General features: G+C 30.4%; 22 protein-coding genes and 1 other RNA gene. 16 read left to right on the forward strand and 7 right to left on the reverse strand.

Annotation, left to right across the window (positions count from 1 at the left end; translation table 11 throughout):
* The first annotated feature begins 18 nt into the window (after nt 1-18).
* A complete protein-coding gene (locus tag ACJDUG_RS12680) occupies nt 19-1,632 on the forward strand; it encodes a putative polysaccharide biosynthesis protein (RefSeq protein WP_406770249.1) in 1,614 nt (537 codons plus the stop codon).
* An 8-nt stretch (nt 1,633-1,640) separates the two neighbouring features.
* Here the strand turns inward: ACJDUG_RS12680 and spoVB are convergent, their stop codons facing one another.
* Together spoVB and ACJDUG_RS12690 are read right to left on the reverse strand one after the other, a co-directional pair.
* Nucleotides 1,641-3,146: a stage V sporulation protein B gene (gene spoVB / locus ACJDUG_RS12685; RefSeq protein WP_406770250.1), complete on the reverse strand. Its 1,506-nt coding sequence runs from the start codon at nt 3,144-3,146 to the stop codon at nt 1,641-1,643.
* A gap of 61 nt (nt 3,147-3,207) precedes the next feature.
* Complete coding sequence (locus tag ACJDUG_RS12690; protein WP_406770251.1) at nt 3,208-4,323, reverse strand: aminopeptidase; 1,116 nt, start codon at nt 4,321-4,323, stop codon at nt 3,208-3,210.
* A 275-nt stretch (nt 4,324-4,598) separates the two neighbouring features.
* On the opposite strand from ACJDUG_RS12690, the gene ACJDUG_RS12695 reads away from it, so the two are divergent.
* From ACJDUG_RS12695 to def, 5 genes are all read left to right on the forward strand, one after another.
* Nucleotides 4,599-5,909, forward strand: a complete 1,311-nt coding sequence (locus ACJDUG_RS12695) for a PQQ-dependent sugar dehydrogenase family protein (RefSeq protein ID WP_406770252.1) — start codon at nt 4,599-4,601, stop codon at nt 5,907-5,909.
* Between the two features lie 39 nt (nt 5,910-5,948).
* On the forward strand, nt 5,949-6,650 hold the full coding sequence (locus tag ACJDUG_RS12700; protein WP_406770253.1) for a zinc dependent phospholipase C family protein: 702 nt from the start codon (nt 5,949-5,951) through the stop codon (nt 6,648-6,650).
* An 85-nt stretch (nt 6,651-6,735) separates the two neighbouring features.
* Nucleotides 6,736-7,353 carry a class I SAM-dependent methyltransferase gene (locus tag ACJDUG_RS12705; RefSeq protein ID WP_406770254.1) on the forward strand — a complete coding sequence of 206 codons (618 nt, stop codon included), beginning with the start codon at nt 6,736-6,738 and terminating at the stop codon, nt 7,351-7,353.
* Nucleotides 7,271-8,953, forward strand: coding sequence for a B12-binding domain-containing radical SAM protein (locus ACJDUG_RS12710; protein WP_406770255.1), 1,683 nt, complete (start codon nt 7,271-7,273; stop codon nt 8,951-8,953). Before ACJDUG_RS12705 ends, ACJDUG_RS12710 begins: the two co-directional genes overlap by 83 nt.
* Nucleotides 8,954-9,035: 82 nt before the next feature.
* Nucleotides 9,036-9,500, forward strand: a complete 465-nt coding sequence (gene def, locus ACJDUG_RS12715) for a peptide deformylase (RefSeq protein WP_406770256.1) — start codon at nt 9,036-9,038, stop codon at nt 9,498-9,500.
* A 265-nt stretch (nt 9,501-9,765) separates the two neighbouring features.
* Here def and ACJDUG_RS12720 read toward each other — a convergent pair whose 3' ends face one another.
* Nucleotides 9,766-10,590 (reverse strand): SDR family oxidoreductase, encoded by an 825-nt coding sequence (locus ACJDUG_RS12720; RefSeq protein ID WP_406770257.1) that lies wholly within the window; start codon nt 10,588-10,590, stop codon nt 9,766-9,768.
* Nucleotides 10,591-10,740: 150 nt separating this feature from the next.
* Between ACJDUG_RS12720 and helD the strand changes: the two genes are divergently transcribed.
* From helD to ssrS, 5 genes are all read left to right on the forward strand, one after another.
* A complete protein-coding gene (gene helD / locus ACJDUG_RS12725; protein ID WP_406770258.1) occupies nt 10,741-13,032 on the forward strand; it encodes an RNA polymerase recycling motor HelD in 2,292 nt (763 codons plus the stop codon).
* Nucleotides 13,033-13,129: 97 nt separating this feature from the next.
* On the forward strand, nt 13,130-14,305 hold the full coding sequence (locus ACJDUG_RS12730) for an FprA family A-type flavoprotein (RefSeq protein WP_406770259.1): 1,176 nt from the start codon (nt 13,130-13,132) through the stop codon (nt 14,303-14,305).
* Nucleotides 14,306-14,334: 29 nt separating this feature from the next.
* Nucleotides 14,335-14,589 (forward strand): DUF1292 domain-containing protein, encoded by a 255-nt coding sequence (locus ACJDUG_RS12735; RefSeq protein ID WP_406770260.1) that lies wholly within the window; start codon nt 14,335-14,337, stop codon nt 14,587-14,589.
* Nucleotides 14,590-14,601: 12 nt separating this feature from the next.
* The gene (locus ACJDUG_RS12740; protein ID WP_406770261.1) at nt 14,602-15,009 is read left to right on the forward strand and encodes a hypothetical protein; all 408 of its coding nucleotides are present in this window, start codon (nt 14,602-14,604) and stop codon (nt 15,007-15,009) included.
* A gap of 63 nt (nt 15,010-15,072) precedes the next feature.
* Nucleotides 15,073-15,275: non-coding RNA, 6S RNA (ssrS, locus tag ACJDUG_RS12745), on the forward strand.
* 52 nt (nt 15,276-15,327) lie between these two features.
* Here ssrS and ACJDUG_RS12750 read toward each other — a convergent pair.
* The 4 genes from ACJDUG_RS12750 to ACJDUG_RS12765 are packed head-to-tail and all read right to left on the reverse strand — an operon-like array spanning nt 15,328 to nt 19,067.
* Nucleotides 15,328-16,293 carry a polyprenyl synthetase family protein gene (locus tag ACJDUG_RS12750; protein WP_406770262.1) on the reverse strand — a complete coding sequence of 322 codons (966 nt, stop codon included), beginning with the start codon at nt 16,291-16,293 and terminating at the stop codon, nt 15,328-15,330.
* Entirely contained in the window at nt 16,294-16,836 is a 543-nt protein-coding gene (locus ACJDUG_RS12755; protein WP_406770263.1) for a Gx transporter family protein, read from the reverse strand.
* A gap of 11 nt (nt 16,837-16,847) precedes the next feature.
* A complete protein-coding gene (locus ACJDUG_RS12760; protein WP_406770264.1) occupies nt 16,848-17,228 on the reverse strand; it encodes a NusG domain II-containing protein in 381 nt (126 codons plus the stop codon).
* A 33-nt stretch (nt 17,229-17,261) separates the two neighbouring features.
* Complete coding sequence (locus ACJDUG_RS12765; RefSeq protein WP_406770265.1) at nt 17,262-19,067, reverse strand: FAD-dependent oxidoreductase; 1,806 nt, start codon at nt 19,065-19,067, stop codon at nt 17,262-17,264.
* Nucleotides 19,068-19,326: 259 nt separating this feature from the next.
* Here ACJDUG_RS12765 and ACJDUG_RS12770 point away from each other — a divergent pair, with 259 nt between their 5' ends.
* The 5 genes from ACJDUG_RS12770 (at nt 19,327) to ACJDUG_RS12790 (ending at nt 22,672) form a co-directional block, all read left to right on the forward strand.
* Complete coding sequence (locus tag ACJDUG_RS12770; protein WP_406770266.1) at nt 19,327-19,806, forward strand: FMN-binding protein; 480 nt, start codon at nt 19,327-19,329, stop codon at nt 19,804-19,806.
* Between the two features lie 241 nt (nt 19,807-20,047).
* Entirely contained in the window at nt 20,048-20,218 is a 171-nt protein-coding gene (locus ACJDUG_RS12775; protein WP_406770267.1) for a DUF896 domain-containing protein, read from the forward strand.
* Nucleotides 20,219-20,247: 29 nt separating this feature from the next.
* The gene (gene hprK / locus ACJDUG_RS12780) at nt 20,248-21,150 is read left to right on the forward strand and encodes an HPr(Ser) kinase/phosphatase (RefSeq protein ID WP_406770268.1); all 903 of its coding nucleotides are present in this window, start codon (nt 20,248-20,250) and stop codon (nt 21,148-21,150) included.
* Nucleotides 21,151-21,155: 5 nt separating this feature from the next.
* On the forward strand, nt 21,156-21,701 hold the full coding sequence (locus ACJDUG_RS12785) for a 5-formyltetrahydrofolate cyclo-ligase (protein ID WP_406770269.1): 546 nt from the start codon (nt 21,156-21,158) through the stop codon (nt 21,699-21,701).
* A 32-nt stretch (nt 21,702-21,733) separates the two neighbouring features.
* The gene (locus ACJDUG_RS12790) at nt 21,734-22,672 is read left to right on the forward strand and encodes a magnesium transporter CorA family protein (RefSeq protein ID WP_406770270.1); all 939 of its coding nucleotides are present in this window, start codon (nt 21,734-21,736) and stop codon (nt 22,670-22,672) included.
* Nucleotides 22,673-22,726 lie beyond the last annotated feature (54 nt).

Consider the following 22,726-nt stretch of genomic DNA (forward strand, 5'->3'; position numbering starts at 1 on the left):
TACTTTAAGGAGAGGATTATGAAGACTCAGTCTACTACTAAAGGCTTTGCTATCCTATCTGCCGCTGGAATGATAGTAAAGCTTTTATCACTAATATATGTTCCATTACTGCAGCATTACGTTGGTGAGGATGGCTATGGAATTTACACAACTACCTACACCATCTTTGCTTTTATTTATGTAATTACAAATACAGGATTATCCTCGGCAATTTCAAAAACTGTATCGGAGCTTACTGCTTTAAAAAACTACAAGGACGCAGTAAAAGTTTTTAAGTTAGCTAGAGCTTTGTTATTTGTAATAGGGGTTGTAATGTCAATATTAATGCTAATATTGGCAAGACCATATTCTTTAGCAATAAAGATTCCAAATGCATATCTTGCAATTTCAGCTTTGGCACCTGCTGTTTTACTTACCTCTGTTGCATCCTCCTATAGAGGATATTTTCAAGGCAGAGGAGATATGAAAGCGACAGCAGTATCTCAGGTCCTTGAGCAGGTAATGAATTTGGTGTTCTCAATCATATTCGCAGCGTTACTAAGAAGTCATGGAGTAGGGGCTGCCTGTGCAGGTGCAACTGTAGGTACAACCATTGGAGCCTTGGTCTCAGTAATATACCTGTTATATTATTATAAAAAAAATAAGAGTTATAAGATATCAAAGGGGTACAACTCTGAAGAAATTATTAGATATTCAAATAAAGCGCTTTTTAGTAAACTCATAAATTGTTCTATTCCATTAACCTTAAGCTGGGGTATGCAAAATGCCGGTGGATTTATAGATACTACATATACTAAGAGGAGACTATTAACAGCAGGCTTTAATGATACTGAAGGAGATACAAAAATTGGGTATCTTGGTAAATATCAAACACTTATAAATGTACCTATTACAATAGTTTCAGCCCTTTGCTCAACAATTTTGCCTGTTGTTTCAGGGGCAGCCGCAGTAAATGACAGAGCATCAATAAAGAGAAGCATAGACTATGCATTTAAGACCTGTTTAATAATTGCAATCCCTTCAGCAGTGGGACTTGCAGTTTTAAGTCAACCTATATTTAACACTTTATTTGCAAGATATAGTTCAGGAGCAGTATTAATGAAGTATGGCTCCGCAGTGTTAATATTTATGGCAATTGTCCAAATTCAGGCTACCATACTTCAAAGTATTGGTAAGTTATATATTTCTACTTTATATATTGCTACTGGTATAGCTGCGAAAATTGTTTTAAATTACATACTTATTGCAAAACCTAATATTAATATAGTTGGAGCAGTTTTCGGAAGTATGGCAGCATTTTTAATTCCATTGTTATTAAATAATTACCTTATTAAGAAAAGTTTAAAAATAAAATATAGCTTATTAAAGCTATCAGTAAGACCTATAATAGCTGCAGCCTTTATGGGGATAATTGCATATATAGTGCAATTTGATGTTGAATATGTAATTGGTTTTGTGTATAAGGGATATTTTACACAATTGATATCTACTTTTGCTGCTATGATAGCAGGAGTTTTTAGTTATCTTTATGCCTTAATCCTTGTTGGCGGAATAACAAAAAGGGAAATTGAAATGATACCTCTTAGATTCAGAAAATTTATACCAAAGACCCTTATAAAAAGAATAAGATAGAGGAAAGTCTATAATGGACTTTCCTCATTTATTATAGAAATTGATAAGAAAAAGGCAAGGAAACTAAATATTATTATTGTAATATTTTTTAATATTAAAAAGTCATTTGAAATTATATTATTAATTATGTTTACCACAAAATAAATTAGTAAGGTTATAAGTAGATATATAATAAGTTCACTAGTTTTAAAGCTTATATTACAATATTTTCTTATTTCATATGTATTAATAATGAGTAAAATTATGGAGGTAATAATTAAGGTGATTCCATAGCCAAATATGTTAATAAAACTTATACCTGTAAATATGTACAGTAAAACTACTTCCAAAATTGAAACTATAAGTGAGTTCCTAAGAAGTATTCCTTGTTTACCTAGTCCATTAAGTATTCCGAAAGTTGTTGAGGAAGTAAAGGCAATAGGTGCTGAGCAAGCTGCAAATTTAATATATGGGCCTAAATCTGATCGGTTAAAGAATAACTTTCCCAAGGAATCCGGAATACTTATTCCAATTACAAAGGTGCTCATTCCAAGCAAAAAAGCAATCTTTAGAACCTCTACAATTCTACTTTCTAGTGCATAATAATCCTTTCTATCTAAAGCCTTAGAAAGATCTGGAACTAAGATAGTCGCTATTGAGTTAACTACAAGCAGTGGGAAAAAGATAATGGTCATTGCCATGCCTGAAAACTTTCCTATTAAAGATAAGGCGGTATTATATTGAAGTCCTGCACTAATTAGCCTTCTAGGAACAATTAATGTTGAAATTGTAGAAAGCACAGTAGACAAAAATCCATTTAAGCAAAGGGGCAGTGAAATAACAAGTACGTTAAATAAAAGCTGAGGTCTGCCTTCCCTTATAGTTTTTAAATAAGGTATTCTTTTTTTATCTGCTTCATAAAAAACACTAAGGAGCAGCAAACTAACGAATTCTCCAATACATAGAGATATATATGCTACCGTTACAGTATTATTAATACTTGGAGTTTTTAACATATTTATAAGTGTTACTATTACAGCTATTCTTACGCCCTTTTCTAATATGTCTATAAATGCAGGTATCTTTACCTTAGATATTCCATAAAAGAAACCTTTTAATATTGAAGACAATGCTACAAATATTAAGGCAGGTGCTATGATTTTTAGTGAATTTAAGGTTCTTACGTCTTTTATTATGTTTTTACTTATAAAAGGTGTTAGAAAATAGAATAAGGAGGCAATCGTTATTCCTATAATAAAGTCAAAAACAATTGTAGTTTTAATAGTTCTATGCAAGTTTCTATAATCATTTTTACCATAGTATATAGCTGCTACCTTGGAAATTGCAGTTACCATTCCACCACAGATAAGACAAATAAAGAGATTATATATAGGCATAACTAAACCGTAAAGCCCCATGCCTTCAGGACCTAATTCCTTAGAAAGGAGAATCGAAAATATAAAACCTAAAACGCCTGTAGATAGGTTGGAGATAGTCAACAGTAAAGACTCTTTAAAAAAGTTGTCTTTTTTCATAAAAAAACCCCACATAATTCATAACATTTATAATTATGTGAGGATAATAAATTATATTCTATTATTTTAAGTTTTCTGGATTAAGTCCCTTAAGCTCATCTATTACGAATAGACCATCTTTTCTTATTAGGACATCATCAAAGTAGATTTCGCCTCCGCCATATTCTGGCCTTTGGATAAATACAAGATCCCAATGTACTGAGGATTTATTGCCGTTAAAGGCATCATCATAGGAAGCACCAGGTGTAAAATGAATAGATCCTGCTATTTTTTCATCAAATAAGGTATCCTTCATTGGTTTTAAAATATATGGATTTACTCCAATTGCAAATTCACCAACATATCTAGCACCTTCATCAGTGTCGAATATTTTAGTTATTCTTTCTGTATCATTTGCAGTTGCCTTTACTATTTTTCCATTCTTAAATTCTAATCTTATATTCTCATATGTAAATCCATTATAAACTGCAGGAGTATTATAGGAAATAACGCCATTAACAGATTCTTTTACAGGGGCAGTGTATACTTCACCATCTGGAATATTAAGCTTCCCATCGCATTTTATTGCAGGTATATCTTTAATAGAAAAACTCAAATCAGTATTTGGTCCAGTTAATCTTACCTTATCTGTTTTCTCCATAATTGTAACAAGTGCATCCATTGACTTTGACATTTTGCTGTAATCTAAGTTACAAACATTAAAATAAAAATCTTCAAATGCCTCTGTGCTGCTTCCGGCAGATTGAGCCATTGCATAGTTTGGATATCTTAAAACAACCCATTTTGTTTTAGGAACTCTAATTGCACCGTGCACAGGATTCCAAAGATACTTCATGTTCATTGACATATTTTCAGCAGGTACATCTGCAGTTTCAGTTATATTGTTTCCTGCTCTAAGACCTATGTAAGCATCCATATCGGACATTCTTAAGGCTTCATATTTTGCCATCATATCAAGCTGTTCCTTGCTGCAGTTCATAAGTAAAGCTCTATCAACTTCTTTGTCCTTTATTGTTACAAAAGGTATAGCACCAGCTAAATATGCTTCTTTAACTAACTCCAAAACAAGAGGTCTTTCAAGACCAATTGCTTCGATTAAAACCTTTTCACCCTTCTTAAGTTCACAGGAATAGTTAATTAGATTCTTTGCTAAGGTGCTTATTCTTGGATCTTTCATTGTATATTCCTCCTAATAAAACAATACTTTTAATAACCATCAAAATAATATTATCAGATTAATTTTAATTTTGCAAAGATATTTTTATAAAATTGCTATAAAAAATTGCAAAAATTATATATTATAAAAGATTCATGTCATATTTTTGGTTATTATTTTATGTACAGTATCAGTAAACAGTAGGAATATACAAAAAAATAGCTGCTATTAACATATACCTTTAGAAAATAAAATATATATATATTAAAAGAATGTAATTTAGGAATGGAGGAAGTATGAAAAAGTATGTAATATTAACTGCTGCAGTATGCAGCCTCATAATTATATTTATATTTTTTAAAGGATTTTATAATAACCAATACATAGACTTAAAAGATAACAAGCTAAGTTATGAAATAAAATACAAAGGCTTATTAAATGCAAAGGATTTTACTCAAGATGAAATAGGAAATTCTTATATAGCTTATAAGAACAAAATACAATTTATAGATGTAAACGGTAAAAGCTATGATGTTTTAGTGGACAAGAACCTAAATATTAATTCTTTAGAGTTTTATAAGGATAATTTATATTTTGCCAGCAATAATAAAATCATTACCTTTGATTTAAAGAAAAAGGAGCAAAAGGTAATTATAAATGATTTACCTAATTATGGTGATTATAATGAAAGTCTTATTAGAATAGTAGGGGATGATCTATATATTACTATAGGAGCTGCTACTAACTCTGGAGTGGTTGGACCGGATAATAAGTGGACTAAAGAATATCCATTTTTCTTTGACCTATCACCTAGAAATATTTCACTTAAAGGAACAGCCTTTGGAAATGAGAAAACTGGCGCCTTCGTACCCTATAAAACGAAGAATCTGAAAGGACAATTAATCCCAGGACATTTTCCAGGGAATGGTACAATAATCACCTATAGCTTAAAATCCGGTACTACAGAAAACTTTGCCTGGGGTATTAGAAATATTAAAGGAATTGATTTTAACAGTGAAGGAAAACTTATAGCTTCTGTAGGAGGAATTGAAAATAGAGGACTAAGACCATTATCAGGTGACGCAGATTATATATATGAAATCAAAAAAGGAGTTTGGTATGGCTGGCCAGATTATAGTGGAGGGGATCCTGTAACCTCCCCAAGATTTAAAAGTGAAAATAAAAACAAGATAGAATTTTTACTAGATAATCATCCCTCCTCAAACCCGCCGGCACCCATATATCAGCACAAGTCACTTTCCGCTTTAAGTATACTTACAATTGATAATAAAGCTCAAGTGGGAGAAAAGGATTGTATGTATTTTTATGATAGCAAGGACAATATTCTATATACACTAACAAAAGGAAATGTTTTAAAAGAAATTGCTAAACTAAATCCAAGTACAGACTTATCAGCAATTCGGATTTATGATAAATCATTACTTTTGCTGGATAATAAAGAAGGTATTTTATATAGCTTGCATATTAATACAAATAGTAATATATTTAATTTAAATAAGAACATTATGTATTATTTATTATTTATTTTATTGTTTTCAATAACAATAATTGTATGGAAATATAATAGCAGTGCTGATAGACAATAGACAATATAGCTCTATAACAAAAGAGAGGCAGGTTCTTAAATGAAAGAAAGATTCGAAAATACCTATGGGAAGGCATTAAGAGGGATGATGTTTGCAGTTAATCCCATTAAGAAAAAGGTACTAAAAACAAATTGTACTATACATAAATTCATAAACATTCAAGCTGTTGAGATATTAAAAAATGAAAACTATATTGAGGAACATGAATTTTTTAAGAAATATATTAAGTCTCTAAATGAAGGCGTTACCTGGGCAGATCAAGACTTTAAGAGCTCAAATCATTTTTATCATTTTAGTAAAGGTAAAGGATTATATGGGTTTTCAGATGCGCTTACAGAATTCAAGAAGTACTATAATAAGTCCATAAACTGCTATAAATTAAAGGACATTGAGAGAGCAATTTTTCTTCTTGGGGCCTGCTGTCATCTTTTGCAGGATATGACTGTTCCTCAACACGTGAATAATAAGCTTCTGAATAGTCATAGACAATTCGAAATGTGGATTATTAAAAGATTTTATTCGGATTATTCATTCTTGATAGATAAAGGGATTGTTCGATATAAGTCAGTAGATGAATATATAAAAAACAATGCCTTATTTGCAAATAATGCCTTTCTTAAATATACAAATATTCATAACAGAGAAGAAAGGTATGGAAAAATAGCTGCTGCGGTAATAAAGGAAGCCCAAAACACAACAGCAGGCTTTTTAATTGACTACTATAACACCATAGAAAGATAATAATAAATAATTCTTCCAATATATGGAGGAATTATTTTTTTTCTGTAGAATTAGTGTATTAGTAATTAATAAAGGGGTGGAGCAAATGGCATTATTTTCAATTCACAATTTTAACAATAAGATAATTATAAATATGGAAAGAGAAGTTTTAACAGGTGATGTTTTAGATATAGGCTATAAAAATCAAGGTATTATCTATAGTATTTTCAAGCATTATAATGAGGAGGCCTCTTTAGAATATTTAACAAGTAGAGATGATAAAAAAGAGATTCAGGAAAATAGCTATGACAGCTGCATTATGCTTTTTTCATTAAGGAATATTTGGCTAAAAAAAAGTAAAAGAGAATTCATTAAGGAAATTCATAAATTTTTAAAGGATACAGGTATAATCTATATTTGGGATATAGATAAACCATACTTAAAGATTTCTAAGTGCAGTATAAAAATAATGCTTCCTGAAGAAAAGGTTAAGACAATTAATATTAGGGAACTAAATTTGCTTAAGGATGCTTCAAAAAATGGAACTTTAAAACTTCTAGAGGATTACTTTGAGGTAATTGATTTTAAGTGCTCGGATAATATATACTATATTAAGGCAAAGAAGAAAGGATGTTCAATTAATGAAACTACTACTAGTGGGAATAAATTCAAAGTTTATACACAGCAATTTAGCAATAAGATATCTAAAAGCTTTCACAAGTGATATTAATTACGAATGTAACATTTTGGAGTATTCTATAAATGACAGAGCTGAGAAAGTTGTTGAAAGCATTATACATGAGAAGCCAAGTATAGTGGCTTTTTCTTGTTATATATGGAATATAAGTTTTGTAAAACAAATAGCAGTTTTAATAAAACTAATTAATAATGATATTAAAATATTATATGGGGGTCCAGAGGTATCCTTTAATAGTGGTGATTTTTTTCATAACCATCCTGTGGATTATATTATTGAAGGGGAAGGAGAAGAAACTTTTAGGGAATTTGTTTTAGCTTTAATAAAAGGTTTAGAACCTTATAATATAAAAGGTGTATATTACAAGGAGGGCAGCATAATTAAATATGGCGGCAAACGGCCTTTAATTGACATTAATAAACTTGCCTTTCCTTATGAAAAGGATGAAGACTTAAATAATAAAATAATATATTATGAAGGAGCCAGAGGCTGCCCCTTTAATTGCAAGTACTGTCTTTCATCTACAATCCATGGAGTCAGGTTTTTAGACATTGAAAGGGTAAAAAAAGATTTAAATATCTTAATAAATAAAAAGGTTAAACTCATCAAATTCGTAGATAGAACCTTTAATTGCAGCAGCAAATTTGCAATGGAGGTATGGAGCTATTTAATATCCTTAGATACTAAAACAACCTTTCACTTCGAAATCTCTGCTGATATCTTAAGGGATGAACAGTTAGAACTTCTAAAAAGTGCTCCTAAAGGAAGGTTTCAATTTGAAATAGGAGTTCAAACAACTAATAATGAGATTTTAAAAAATATTAATCGCTTCGTATCCTTCGAAGATATAAAGAGACAAGTAAATATATTAAACAGCTTTGGAAATATAAAACAACACTTAGATTTAATTGCAGGACTTCCGGGAGAAAACTTTGAATCCTTTAAAAAATCTTTTAATGAGCTCTATAATATTAAGCCAGATGAGATTCAACTTGGTTTTCTTAAATTATTAAAAGGGTCACCTATGAAAGAAGAGGCTAGTATATGGGGTATAGTTTCTTCACCCTATGAACCATATGAGGTAATTAGGACGAAGGATATAAGTTACAAGGAATTGACCTTATTAAAAAAAGTGGAAGAAATGGTTGATAAGTATTATAATTCTGGTAAGTTTAAGAGTATTTTAAAGTATTTTCTTCCTAAATTTGAAAAGCCATTTGAATTTTACTTAAATTTAGGATTATTCTTTAGTGAGAAAGGATACTTTAGCAGAAGTTTATCTTCCATAGAATATTACAAAGTTTTCTTAGAATTTAATGTTGAGGTTATAAATGAAAGTAATGAAATTTTAACAGATATAATAAAATATGACTTTTTAAAATTTAACAAGAAAAAATATCTTCCCAATTTTATAGAAAGAAACATTGATAAAATTACAGAAAAGAAAATAAAATTAGCAATTAAAGATAAAATAATTACTATAGATTATTTAAATTATCACCTTGAGAAATTTAATTTAGATATTAATAAATTTTTAATGGAAGATAGAATAATTAATGGCAGTTTCTATTATGTTTTTGATGAAGATAATGCAGAAAATGTTATAGAAATAGCAGCATCCATATGAATTATTACTTACTTATTATTGTCAGAAAAATATTTAAATAGTTAATAGGCTTAAATACCTATAAAAATACGGGGGTAAATAAATGGCAGTGAAAGAGATTCTTAGATTTGGAAATCAAAAGCTAAAAAGAGTCAGCAGAAAAGTTGATATTATAGATACTGAAATTGTTGAACTAATAGAGGATTTAAAGGATACACTCTATAGTACCACTGGTATAGGGCTTGCTGCCCCTCAAATCGGAGTGCTGAAAAGAGTAATTTATATAGATTTAAGAGAAGGAAAGGATCCAATTGCATTAATAAATCCTAAAATTATTGCAAAGGTAGGAAAGGAAGAAGGTATAGAAGGCTGCTTAAGCTATCCAGGTTTTGAGGGTTCATTAATCAGACCTAAGAAGGTAACCGTACAAGGTATGGATATTAACGGCAATACGGTTCAATATAATGCCGAGGGGTTACTCGCAAAGGCCTTTTGCCATGAAATAGATCATCTTGATGGAGTACTATATATTGATAGGGCAAGAAAGGTGTATAAACTTGAAGACTAAATAAATTAAATTTTTGCTTAACAAATGAAACATAACTCTGTATAAAGGTGTATATGGAGGGTTTTATATGAAAGATATAAGAAAGTTGATCTATGCGGCATTATTAACAGCATGGGTAATTATTATTCCAATTTACTTTAAAGGACTTCAAGTAGTTCTAAAAATAACTTTAGCAGAATGAACTTTAGCGAAAATATATAAAAAATATGTTACAGGAGCATAGAATTGTAGCTCATGTAACATATTTTATTTATTATGCATCTTACTATAATTCTAAGTATTTCTTTAGAGAAGCTTCCCATGCAGGCATTTCTATTTCAAAACAATTCTTTAGCAAGGACATATTAAGGATGGTGCATTTCGGCCTTGGAGCTCTATTCGAAATAAAATTTTCAGGTATTTCTATTACGTCCTTTTTTATATTTAAACTATTAAGTATTGTTTTAACCCATATTGATTTTTTAATTGCACCTGCATTAGTACAGTTATAAATTCCATACCTATCAGTGCTCATTATTTTTTCTATAACTTTAGTTAAATCGTCAATATAGGTGGGGGAAGATATTTCGCTTGAGCACATAAATAAAGGCACTTCTTTATTTTCTATAACATTTTTCACAAAACAATCTTTGGTTCCATAAATCCAAGAGGTTCTTAGAATAAAGTATTTAGAACAGATTGTTCGAATAAGTTTTTCTCCAGCTAACTTGGTTTTACCATAAACATTTATAGGTGAACATAAATCTGTTTCATAGTATGGGCCTAACTTATTCCCATCGTATACATTACTGCAAGAAAAATAAATAATAGGTATATCTAATAAACTGCAGGGATATGCTACGTTTAAGCTCCCAATAGTATTAATACTGTAAGCTGAGGTTTCGTCTCTTTCGCATAAATCTACATTTGATAGTGCGGCAGTATGCAGTACTATATGTGGTTTTAAATTTTTTATCTTTTCTATACACATATTTTTATCTGTTACATCTAAATCATTTTTATTTAAAGCAAATATCCTATGATTTTTACATAGGCTTTTAATAAGATAACTGCCTATGTTACCATCCGTACCAGTAATTAATATGTTCATTTAATCCCTCCAAAGCAAATATTACATATGCTAAATATTTTAAGATTCATTAAATTATATGAGTTTAATAGTGATACAATAATAGATATTGACAAATATTTGTATTAAATATAAAATATTATTTTACGTGCAGGAATATGGGGTGATTATATGAGTATAGAACCTAAAGAACTTCTTCAAGAAATAAATAAATTAAATGATGTTAAAGCATGGTTAAAGGCTGAAGTAAATATTATAGAATCAAATGATGATATCCTTAAAGATAAAATTGCTAAAATGAAAAAACAAGCAAAGGGGAAATACAGTGAAGAGCTAGAAACAACGCAAAGACTTTATGAGATAACTCATAAGAATCTTAAAAATTACAGCGAAGCTGAAGTGCAGCCTTTCTTTTCCAGGGTTGATTTTAGAGAATTTAGAAAAGAAAAGGAAAGCTTTTATATTGGCAAATTTGGATTAGGAGATAGTAAGACCGGAGACGAAGTAGTAATTGACTGGAGAGCTCCTATAGCAGATTTATATTACAGCGGCACTCAAGGAGAGGCTTATTACAAAGCACCTATTGGAGTAATTAATGGTGAACTTTCTTTAAAGAGAAAATTTTTAATTAAAAATGGCAATTTAGTAGATGCCTTTGACGAAGGAATTAATGAGATAATACTCAATTCAAATGAAGAACAGGGTACAGCTTTAATTGACGAGTTTCTTAAAATTAGCTTAGAAGAAAGTATAAGCAGTAAGCTTAAGGAAGTGGTTGCAACTATTCAAAAGGAACAAAATGAGATTATCAGAGCTGATAAAAATGGAGCATTAATTGTTCAAGGTTCAGCTGGTTCTGGAAAAACAACCGTTGCTCTGCATAGACTTGCTTATCTGCTTTATAAATACAAGGATAAGCTTTCCGGAAATGATATTTTGGTTATTGCGCCAAATAAACTGTTTTTGGATTACATCTCAGAAGTACTTCCAAACTTAGGTGTGGACATGGTTAAACAAAAGACCTTTGAAGAACTAGCGGTGGAGCTTTTAGATATTAAAGGTAAGGTCTATAGCAAAGACAAAAAGTTATCTATGGTTCTTGAAGCAACAGAAAAAGAAAAAATTAAATATTGTACTAATAGCAGTAAGTTAAAAGGCTCCTTGTCCTTTAAGACAATTTTGGACAGGTACATAAGGTACATAGAAAAAAGAGATATAGAAGTCCATGATATTATAGTAGAAGACTATGTATTATTTGATAGTAAAGAAATTAAAAGATTATATGCTAAGGATATGGTGAATTTACCCATCAACAAGAGAAAAGATGAAATTAAAAGATATTTTTTATTAAAACTTAATGGAAAAATAAATGAAGTATTAGACAAAGTAGATTTTTCTTACGAATATTTACTTGCTAGAACAAAAAGAGTGATGGAAGATGGCAGCTTAAGAAGACAAAGGCTTGTAGAGCTTTATGATGAAAGGGATAATAAAAAGGAATATATAAAGAAAAAGGCAAAAGAATGCTTTGAGGAATACTTTAATAATTGGAGAGAGATAGATACAAGCAAGTTATATCAAGCTTTATTTAATAATAATGAAATTCTTAATGAAGTTGTGGAAGATAAAATTCCAGTTAAATTTCTAAGTTACATTACTGAAGAATTAAGTAATAATATTGATAATGGAATAATTGATAGTGATGATCTAGCTGCAATGCTGTACCTTAAGTTTAAAATTGAAGGAATATCTGAAAAATTCAAGTTCCAGCATTTGGTAGTAGATGAAGCACAGGATTACAGCATGCTTCAAATATATATTTTGAAAAATCTAACTGGTAATAATTCCTTAACCTTAGTAGGGGACATTGGACAAGGAATTTACTATTATAAAGGTATAGAAGACTGGCAAAAGGTGATTAGAGATGTTTTTGATGGGGATGCCAAATATACCCCTCTTACTCAGAGTTATAGGTCTACAGTAGAAATAATCGAATTTGCAAATAAGATTTTAAAAAAGCAAGCTAACAGCTTAAAGCCTGCTATGCCTGTATTAAGACATGGGATGCCTCCTAAAACTATTGAATTTAAAACAAAAAATGAGTTTGGACTCTTAATGGATAAAGTAGTAGAAGAAGTAGAGGCAGCGGGAAGGAAAAGTATTGCTATTATAGGAAGGACCTATGAAGAGTGTAAGCTCATAAAAGAGATAATGAAAAAGAGTAATAATTATAAATGGGAATTAGTAAAAGATACGGATAAAAACCTTAGCTTAAATAGAATTATTATACCTTCCTATATGACAAAAGGCCTAGAATTCGACTGCAGTGTGGTTTTTAATTGTAATGATGCTAATTATAGTGAAAGTGAATTAGACAAAAAGCTTTTATATGTTGTATTAACAAGAGCACTTCATTTTCAGTATGTGTTTTTTAGCGGTAAGATTTCTAGCTTATTAGAATAAGTTAGAAATCTTTTAAATTTTATTTAAAAAAAATACATATTATGTTAGAATAACAAAGGGAGAAAATTGTATAGACTAGGGAGGATAACTTGATATTATGGAAAGTATTAATTTAAAAGATAATATATTTTATGTTGGTGTTAAAAACCCTGAACTAAGAGTATTTGATGTAATTATGGAAACAAAAAAAGGCACTTCATATAATTCCTATTTAATTTTAGATGAAAAAATTGCATTAATAGATACTGTTAAGGATGGTTATTATGAAGAATTTTTAAACAATATAAAGAATATTATAGGGGAAAGAAAAATTGATTATATAATTGTTCAACATACAGAACTGGATCACAGCGGGTCTCTTTCAAGATTATTAAGGGATTATCCTGAGGCAGTAGTTGTAGGGTCAATTGCGGCTATTAATAACAGCAGGCAAATAACAAATTTAGATTTTAAGTCCAGGGATATAAAAGAGGACTTAAACCTTGGAAATACAACCTTAAAATTCATTGCAGCTCCAAATCTACATTGGCCTGATACAATCTTTACCTATGCAGAAAAGCAGGAAGTTTTGTTTACTTGTGACTTTCTTGGTTGTCATTACTGTCCTATATCCAATCTTTATGAGGATTCATCTGAAGAATATTTTAATGAAATGAAATATTATTTTGATGTGATAATGGGACCCTTTAAAAAATTTGTTCTAACGGCGTTAGATAAAATAGAAGGTTTAAAAATAAGCCTTGTAGCTCCTAGCCACGGCCCTATACATAACCATGATATAGATAAATATTTAAATACTTATGGGAAATGGGCAGAGCATGAAATGCCTGAGGATAAAAGAATTGAAATATTTTATGTATCAGCATATGGCAATACAGAGAAAATGGCAAAATACATAGAAACTCAGCTTACACTTAGAGGTTATAAAGCTTCAGCACACGAAATAACTTCAATGAGTATAGATGAAGCAGCTAGCCTTATTGAAAAATCTTCAGGTATACTTTTAGGTTCCCCCACAATTAACCAAGACGCTTTAAAACCAGTGTGGGATATTTTATCTGTTGTTTGCCCAATAACAAATAAAGGAAAGGCTGCAGCAGCTTTTGGATCCTATGGCTGGAGCGGGGAAGGGGTTAAAATGCTCTCTGATCGACTAAAAAGTTTGAAATTTAAAGTTGTGGAGGGCGGACTTATGTTTAAGTTTGTTGCTTTCGAGGAAGACTATAAAAAAGCGGATGATTATATAGAAAAATTTCTTGAGCTTATGAAATAAGTTAAATTGTAACAAAAGGGGTGTAATAATTGGAAGATAAAATGATTATGTCTTTTCTTAATGAGGAAGGAAATAAGGTTGATTTTGAAGCCGTAGCTGAAATTTACTTAGAAAATAAAAAGTATTTGATACTAGCGCCTGTAGAAGCCGCAGAAGAAGATGATGCCTATGTATTTAGAGTAGACAGTGAAGATGGTAAAGAGGTCTATAATATAGTTGATAATGACGAAGAATTCTTAAAGGTTAATAAGGAATACAAAAGAATACTTTATAATGATAAATAATTTTAAAGGGATGTGAAAACTTTGGATAAAGATAAAATAATTAAAATCTTAAGTGAAAATAATCTAAGCTCAATTGAAGAAATACCTTATAATGATAAAACCATAGTGTTAAGGTTTTTTTATGAATTTGATGAGGATGAGATAGAAGCTGCTAAGGCTTACTCCAATGATGAAAGTGAAGACGAGGAAAATGGAGATGAGTGGTATGAGGAATTTTTCCTACCTTATCTAAATGATTTAGCTGTGGACAACATTGGAGAAATTATTGAAGATATTATGGATAAACTGAATATCGATTCTCAATTTGTTTCCTATGAAATGGATGAGGAAGAATACAGCTCAAGTGAATTTATTGCTGCCTTTTCTGAGAAAGAGAAGCTTAAAGAAATTGAAGATATTTTGGAAGATTTAGAATTATAATTTTACTAAAACTAATATATTACAGTTGAAAAAAAGCAGAAACATGATATAATAATAATATACTAAATCCTGAGATGTACGCAAGGCTTATAACGTTCAACCACAGTAATTCATAGGGATTTGCAACAGATTTGTTCTATGTCATGCTTCCTTGTATGGTTTATCCATACTTGTATATTTAGAAGAAGGCAGAATGCAGATGAGCAGAACCCACCTGCTAATGTGCGGGTATGAACAAATAAGCTATACGGCACTTTGGGACCATTACTAAAGTAAATTAAAACCACAAGTTCTAAACTTGTGGTTTTATTTTTTAAATTAGTATTTTCTAAAAAGTAGATCTTCACAGAAACTAGTAAGGAAGTTTTTGCTATCACATTCAGGTAAAGTGCTTATCTTTTTAAAGGCTCTATCTGTATAACGCTTTGCTAAGGATTTTGCTTTATCTACTCCGCCTAAATCTAATGATAGACGTATTAATGAATCAATATCCTCATCTGTATAGTTGTCTTTTAAGAGTAATGGTAAAAGTGTCTCTTTATCTTTTTTTAGAGCATATATTAGGGGTAGGGTATATACACCTTCTTTTAAATCATTTCCAGTGGGTTTCCCTAGTTGATTATCTTCACTTGTGTAATCTAGAATATCGTCAATAATTTGAAAGGCCATTCCAATATCATAACCTATGTCGCCTAGAGTATTTACCAGCTCATTTGAACAATTTCCTTCAAAAGCACCGATATAAAAACTCATTGAAAATAAGGCAGCTGTTTTTGCAGCTATTCTTTTTAAATACTTTTTAACACTTATCTCCTTTGAATAACGGGAGGAAAATTGTTCGATTTCACCTGTACATATATCAAAAATTGCATTAGAAAGCAATTTCATATTATCCATAGAAGTATTATCCGTAAGCATCATAAAACAACGACTAAATAAAATATCACCCATGAAAACCGCATAATCTTTTCCGTATTTTGACTGTATTGTTTCCTTGTTTCTTCTTGTTTTTGCATCATCAATTATATCATCATGTACTAATGTAGCCATATGAAGCATCTCGATTACAGCTGCCAAATTACATAGCTTTTTTGAATCGTAATTACCAAAGCTTCCAGATAGCAATACAAAACCTGGCCTTAAAAGTTTTCCGCCTGAATCAATTAAGTCCAAAAGGGCATTTTCAATTAATTTATTATTATTTCTTACGTTCATTTTCATAATTCTTACTACTTCTATTAAATCAGTGTTAAGTAGTTCAAATTTATTCCAAAAGTTGTTCATTTAATCACCCTTAAAATATTTATTGTTTCTTATACTTGTGTAAAAAGGTAGTTTGTTTATATATTTCATTAGAAATCTTGAAGTAATACCAACAAAAAAACCAGTCCCAATACCAGCAACAGCTAGCACAGGTAAATATACTATAATATTTATATTATTAATAATGAGAGCAGCGGCAATAATTTGGCCTAAATTATGAAAGAATGCACCAGTAATACTAACTCCAATAATACTTATATAATTTTTACCTAATCTCTTAATAACATACATCGCTAGTAAGCTTAATATTCCACCAGATATGCTGTATAAAAAACTTGAAATAGAACCACCAAATAGAGTAGATAGAATTATTCTTAGCATCATAACTATAAATGCATCCTTTAAAGAAAAGATGTATAAGCATACAGTAGTTATTATGTTAGATAAGCCTAATTTCGCACCGGGTGCTATAAAGGGAATAGGAAGCATACCTTCTATTACATAAAGAACAAGTGCCTGAGCAACAAGTAAGGAGATAAAAGTAATTTTCTGCGATTTTCTCATTGAAACCTCCCTTAAAAGGATAAAGTATCGGATTCTGTATTTTCACCCTTTATTTGAACAACTAACTTATGAGGTAAGCAAACCAATACAGAACCAGGTTTATTAATTGCACCATCCTTTATGCAAATTTTGTCTTTGCAATCAGCATCAATTATTCTAACTTTGCCATTATCAATTTCTATTACATTCTCACCTAAATTAGTTTCAACTTTAATTTGTTCCTTTTTGCTATTATCTAAGGGAAGCTTTTTATAAAGCTTCCCTTTAACTTCAATTTCTACATATTTATTATTATAATTCTTTTGAGAATTATAAATAGCAAACCCAGAGGAACCAATGGTTATTATTACTAAAACAATTATAACTACGAAGTCTAAAGGCTTTAATTTCATTGTTATTCCTCGCTTTAAAAAGACATTTTTATATTAATTCTTAGTTGCAGCATGTTCAATATAGAGGTAAGACTTTCTAGCAAATTTAGTATTGTTCCACCATTTTTTAAGGAATGGCATAACGTAATAATCTAATCCTAGAGCTCTTCCGCCTCCGCCTATTAAAGCAAAGCAAGCAAATATATACCATAATATATCATATCCAGCCATACCAGATATTATAAAGTTAAGGCATAAGAAAATTGAACCTGCGCTTGCTATAAAAGTAAACAGTCCTGCTATTAAAGCTAAACCAAAAGCTAATTCTGTGAATACAATTATCACTTGGAACTGAAAACCAACTGGTCTTAACAAGTGCATAAAGCTAACAAAAAAGTGTGGTGGTGAACTAAGTATAGGAGTTACAGTAGCTGCAGCTGCTTGAACACCTTCACCAGCAGCTGATGCTGAAGCAGTAGCATCAGGCATAAATAGAGGAATCTTTAACTGAGATAGCCAACCTGTATTAATTTTATTAATTGCTTCAAGAGTCCACATTACTCCAACATATACTCTTAAAATTGCAAGCCAAAAGCTATGTGATTTTGCAGAAGCATGACCGCCAAATATAGAACGTCTTTCCTTAATATCAAAGAACTCATGTTCAATGTAAGACCAACATGCATTGAATCCAGCAACACCAAATAAATAGTGTAAATTTACAAAGTGTTTCATCAGCATAGCTAAGAAGCCGGATAAAGAAACACCTAGAAGACTAGCTACTGCATATCTGCTGCCAATTGAAACCATCAATCCATGATAATTAGTCTTATGACCTTTCTTTTCCTTATGTGATAATTCTGCTGCAATATTGTCTACGGCAGTCTCTGCTGTTTGTATAGCAGTCTCAACAATTTGAGGAAGACCCTTTCCGTTTTCTTCAATATATGAATTATCACCAATTACGTAAACATCGCTGTAATCAACAGACTGCATAAATTCATTAGTTTGGATCCTTCCAGCTCTGGAAGTAGTTAGCCCTAAATTTGCAGCAAATTTACTTGCTTGTACACCACAGGTCCAGATTAAAGTGTTTGTTTCAATTTTTGTTCCATCTTTTAATGTAGTAACTTCTTTATCTACATTAGTAATAGGGGAACTTTTTAAAATCTGTACACCCTTCTTTTGTAAATATCTTTCTGATTTTGCAATAAGATTATCATTTAAAATTGGAAGTATTTTATCTAGAGCTTCAACTAAAATTAGTTTAACTTCTTTTTCATCAATGTAATAGTTTCTTGCAAGCTTTCCCTTCCATTCAATAAGTTCACCTAAAGTTTCTACACCGGTGAAACCAGCACCTGCAACAACGAAGGTAAGCATCTTTCTTCTTATCTCAGGGTTTCTTTCCTTTGAAGCTTTTCTAAACATATTTTCAATATGTTCTCTAATTTTTAAGGCATCATCAAGTGACCAAATGGTGAAGCTATTTTCTTTAACACCAGGAACACCAAAGAAAGCTGGTTCACTTCCAGCACCAAGAATTAAATAGTCATAATCATAAGATTTTAACTCAGAAGATAAAGTCTTTTTGTTAAAATCTATCTTTGTAATTTCATCTAGAACAACGTTAACTTTTTTACCACTAAAGATCCTTTGTAAATTAATTTGAACACTATCTTGTTCAACTCTTCCACCAGCAACTTCATGAAGCTCTGTCATAAGTGTATGATAAGGATTCTTACCTATTAGAGTTATCTCTACGGCATCATCCTTTTTAAATTTCTTATGTAGCAATTTTGCTGCATGAACCCCAGCATATCCTGTCCCCAAGATAACTATTTTTTTAACATTACCCATTTTTGGCCTCCCAGTTTGACAAATTTTTGTTTTATTTTATAACATATTATATGATTATATATATATTTTAAATTAAAAACTTCAAAATGTCTACCTGTAAAAGAAAGTAAATTTAGAAATTATCAAAGAAATTAATGAAATTTATTGTATAATTATCAAATGTGTAAAAACTAAATCTTCTGATATTATATTGACAATGCTAAAATATGGTGTTAAGATATTAACGAAAACAAAATATATTCGGGGGGAATTGAATATTATGAAGAAAATTATAACATTAGTAATGATAGCTGCACTTACAGTTACTGCTTTTGTAGGTTGCTCAAAGCCAGCAGCTCCAGCACCAGCTGATACAAAACCAGCAACAACAACACCAGCTGATACAAAACCTGCTACAACAACACCAGCAACAACAAATGGGCCTAAAGATGGTACTTATACAGCTGAAGATACAGCTGATTCACATGGATATAAAGGTGTAGTATCTGTTACTTATAAAGATGGCAAACTTACAAACGTTACATTTGATGAAGTAACTAAGGATGGAAAGAAAAAGAGAGATGACGCTAATTACAATTCTCAAATGAAGTCTCAAACTAAGGTTTCTGCTGTTGAAGCTCAAGATAAATTAACTAAAACATATCTTGATAATCAAAAGGTTGATACTGTAACTGGCGCAACAGAAATGTCTGCTAGATTCAAGACTCTAGTTGAAAAAGCTATTGCTTCTAGTAAATAATTAAGAATAATTTATTGCAGATTTTATGGTTTTCAAACGGAAGACTAATAATTAGAAGGTTTTGCCTTATGGCAAAACCTTTTGTTTTTCAATGAAAAGTAAATCTTTACACTAAACTTCCTTGTAAAATTAGAAATATCATCCCTCCACAATCTTAAAAAGCTGTAATCACTTTTTCCTTGATTAATTTAATATTTATTGTAGAATTAATATAACAAAAATAATAGAAAGAGGATTAAATATGAACGCTCAAGAACTTGTAAATAGAATTAACTTTTTATATAAAAAAAGTAAAGAGTCGGGACTAACTGAAGAGGAAAAAGTTGAACAAAAAGACTTAAGACAAAAATATTTAGATAATGTTAAAAGAAATTTCAGGGCGCAGTTAGACACAATTAAAAAGAAGAATTAAATTTAAGGTGTAAGAGGAAGTGAATTTAAATGGCTGTCACTATTGAAAGCCTTATAGAAGACCTAAAATTAGAAATAATAATACAAGGTAAGGCTAATAGAGAAATAACCTACAGTGATATGAATAGACCAGGCCTTCAATTTTCTGGTTTCTATAACTATTTTGCTAATGAAAGAGTTCAAATAATTGGTATGGCAGAATGGAGTTTTTTAGATGCCATGCAGCCAGAACTTAGAAGAAAGAGACTTAAGAAATTTTTTCAGTTTGAAACGCCATGTATTATTATAAGCAGGGGTTTAGAGCCTCATGAGGAGCTCATAGCTTCAGCAAAGGAAAATGGGAGATGGGTTCTTAGGACAAATAGCATTACAACCCGATTCATAAGTAAGTTAACTAATTACCTAGATGATAAATTAGCTCCAGAAACAAGAATGCATGGGGTTTTAGTTGATGTTTACGGAATTGGTATTTTAATTACAGGAGAAAGTGGAATAGGAAAAAGTGAAACTGCACTGGAATTAATAAAAAGAGGACATAGATTAGTTGCAGATGATGCTGTGGATATAAAAGAAATAGATGGCATCCTTAAAGGGAAAGCACCTTTTATAACATCTGGAATGATGGAAGTAAGAGGTATGGGTATTATTGATGTTCCAGCTTTGTATGGGCTAAGTTCAGTGCTTAATGAAAAAACTATTCACATGGTTATATATTTAGAGCAGTGGAAGGACGAAGAGGATTACGACAGGCTGGGAATAGAACAAAATTATATCGAAATCTTGAACGTACCAATAAAAAAAATGACCTTACCAATAAGACCTGGAAGGAACTTAGCTGTAATTATAGAAGCTGCGGCGGCTAATTATAGGTACAGCCTTAATACAAGTATTTCTCCAGTAGATACCATAAATAGTAGAATAGGATTAGGGTAATATATATGGATAAGAAAGAATTAAGAGAGTACATGAAAATTATAAGAGATTCCATGACAATAGAAAATAAGGCAGACAAGGATAGTAATATTTTTAGCCAAATTATTATGAACAAGAATTATAATGAAGCTAAGACTATAATGACCTATATAAGCTTTGGATCAGAAGTAGATACACTATGTATAATAAAGCATGCCTTAGAGAATAATAAGATTGTTTCTGTACCAAAGATAATAAATAAAAGCCTAGGAATGAAGGCAATTAAAATTGAAGCTCTAGGTGATTTAGTAAAGAATAAAATTGGGATATTGGAACCAGTTAGTTTTGATAATGAAATTGATGCAAAGGATATTGATCTGTTTTTGATACCTGGTCTTGCCTTTGATAAAAATGGTGGAAGAATAGGTTATGGTGCAGGTTATTATGATAGATTTTTAAAAGCTTCCGAGGTTAGCAGTATAAAAATGGGTTTAGCCTATGACTCCCAATTAATGGATGGGGTACCAATGACTGAAAATGATGTATATATGAATATTGTTATACATAATTAAGTAAAACTGATTTTATACAAGTTGGTGAGTTTATGATTATTTTAGATATCATAAATAATTTTAAGGTAGTTAAGCAGGACATTAATATTAAAGATGGACATTATTGGATACTTCTTAAGTCTGATGAATTGTATAAAATAAAGAATATGTTTGTTTTAGAAGAAGAGAGTTTAAATGAGTGTGTAAACATTGAGCAGTTTCCAAAGTTAAGTTTTTTTTCCGGATATACCTTCATTGTTTTTAATATCCTCCAGTATAAGGACATAGAGGTAGTATCAAAGGAGTTAAATATTTTTTTAAGTAAAGATTATATTATTACTGTATACAAAGATGAGTTAAATATTTTGCAGAGCTTAGTTGACGACATACGTGAAAATAAGAATTCTTTTATTTTAAAAGAAAAAAATAGAACCTCCATAATTCTATATTACATATTAGATAGAATTATATTAAGAAATTATGATGTGATATCATCCTTAGAGGCTTATGCCGACAAAATAGAAATAAGTATACTTAAAAGTCCAAGGCAAGAGCAGATACATAAATTAATTCATCTTAGAAGGCAGGTATATAAAATCAGAAAATATTTAAATCCATTAAGATATATTGGGGATAGTCTTGTTAGTAATGAAAACAATATTATTGAAAAAGAAGATATAGTCTATTTTAAAAATTTAAGTTTGAAGATTGAAAAGCTAATGCTGTCTCTTGAGGGCCTAGTTCAAGATTTAGCCTTAGTAAGAGAAGCCTTTGAATCTGAAATATCCAATAAGACAAATGAGATAATGAAGGTTTTCTCTATAGTTGCCAGTATATTCCTGCCACTTAATCTTATAACTAGCATGTATGGAATGAATTTTAAAAATATCCCATTTGTTGAACATGAAAATGGTTATTACATTATTAGCTTTGCTATGGTGCTCATATCTTTAGGATTATTATTACTATTTAAGAAAAAGAAATGGCTGTGATTTGTATTTTTGTTTATAATTTGATAGAATAAAAATGTTAATTATTATATTTTT

Origin of the sequence: Candidatus Clostridium stratigraminis, from assembly GCF_045310675.1 — a bacterium.
Classification (GTDB): domain Bacteria; phylum Bacillota; class Clostridia; order Clostridiales; family Clostridiaceae; genus Clostridium_AT; species Clostridium_AT stratigraminis.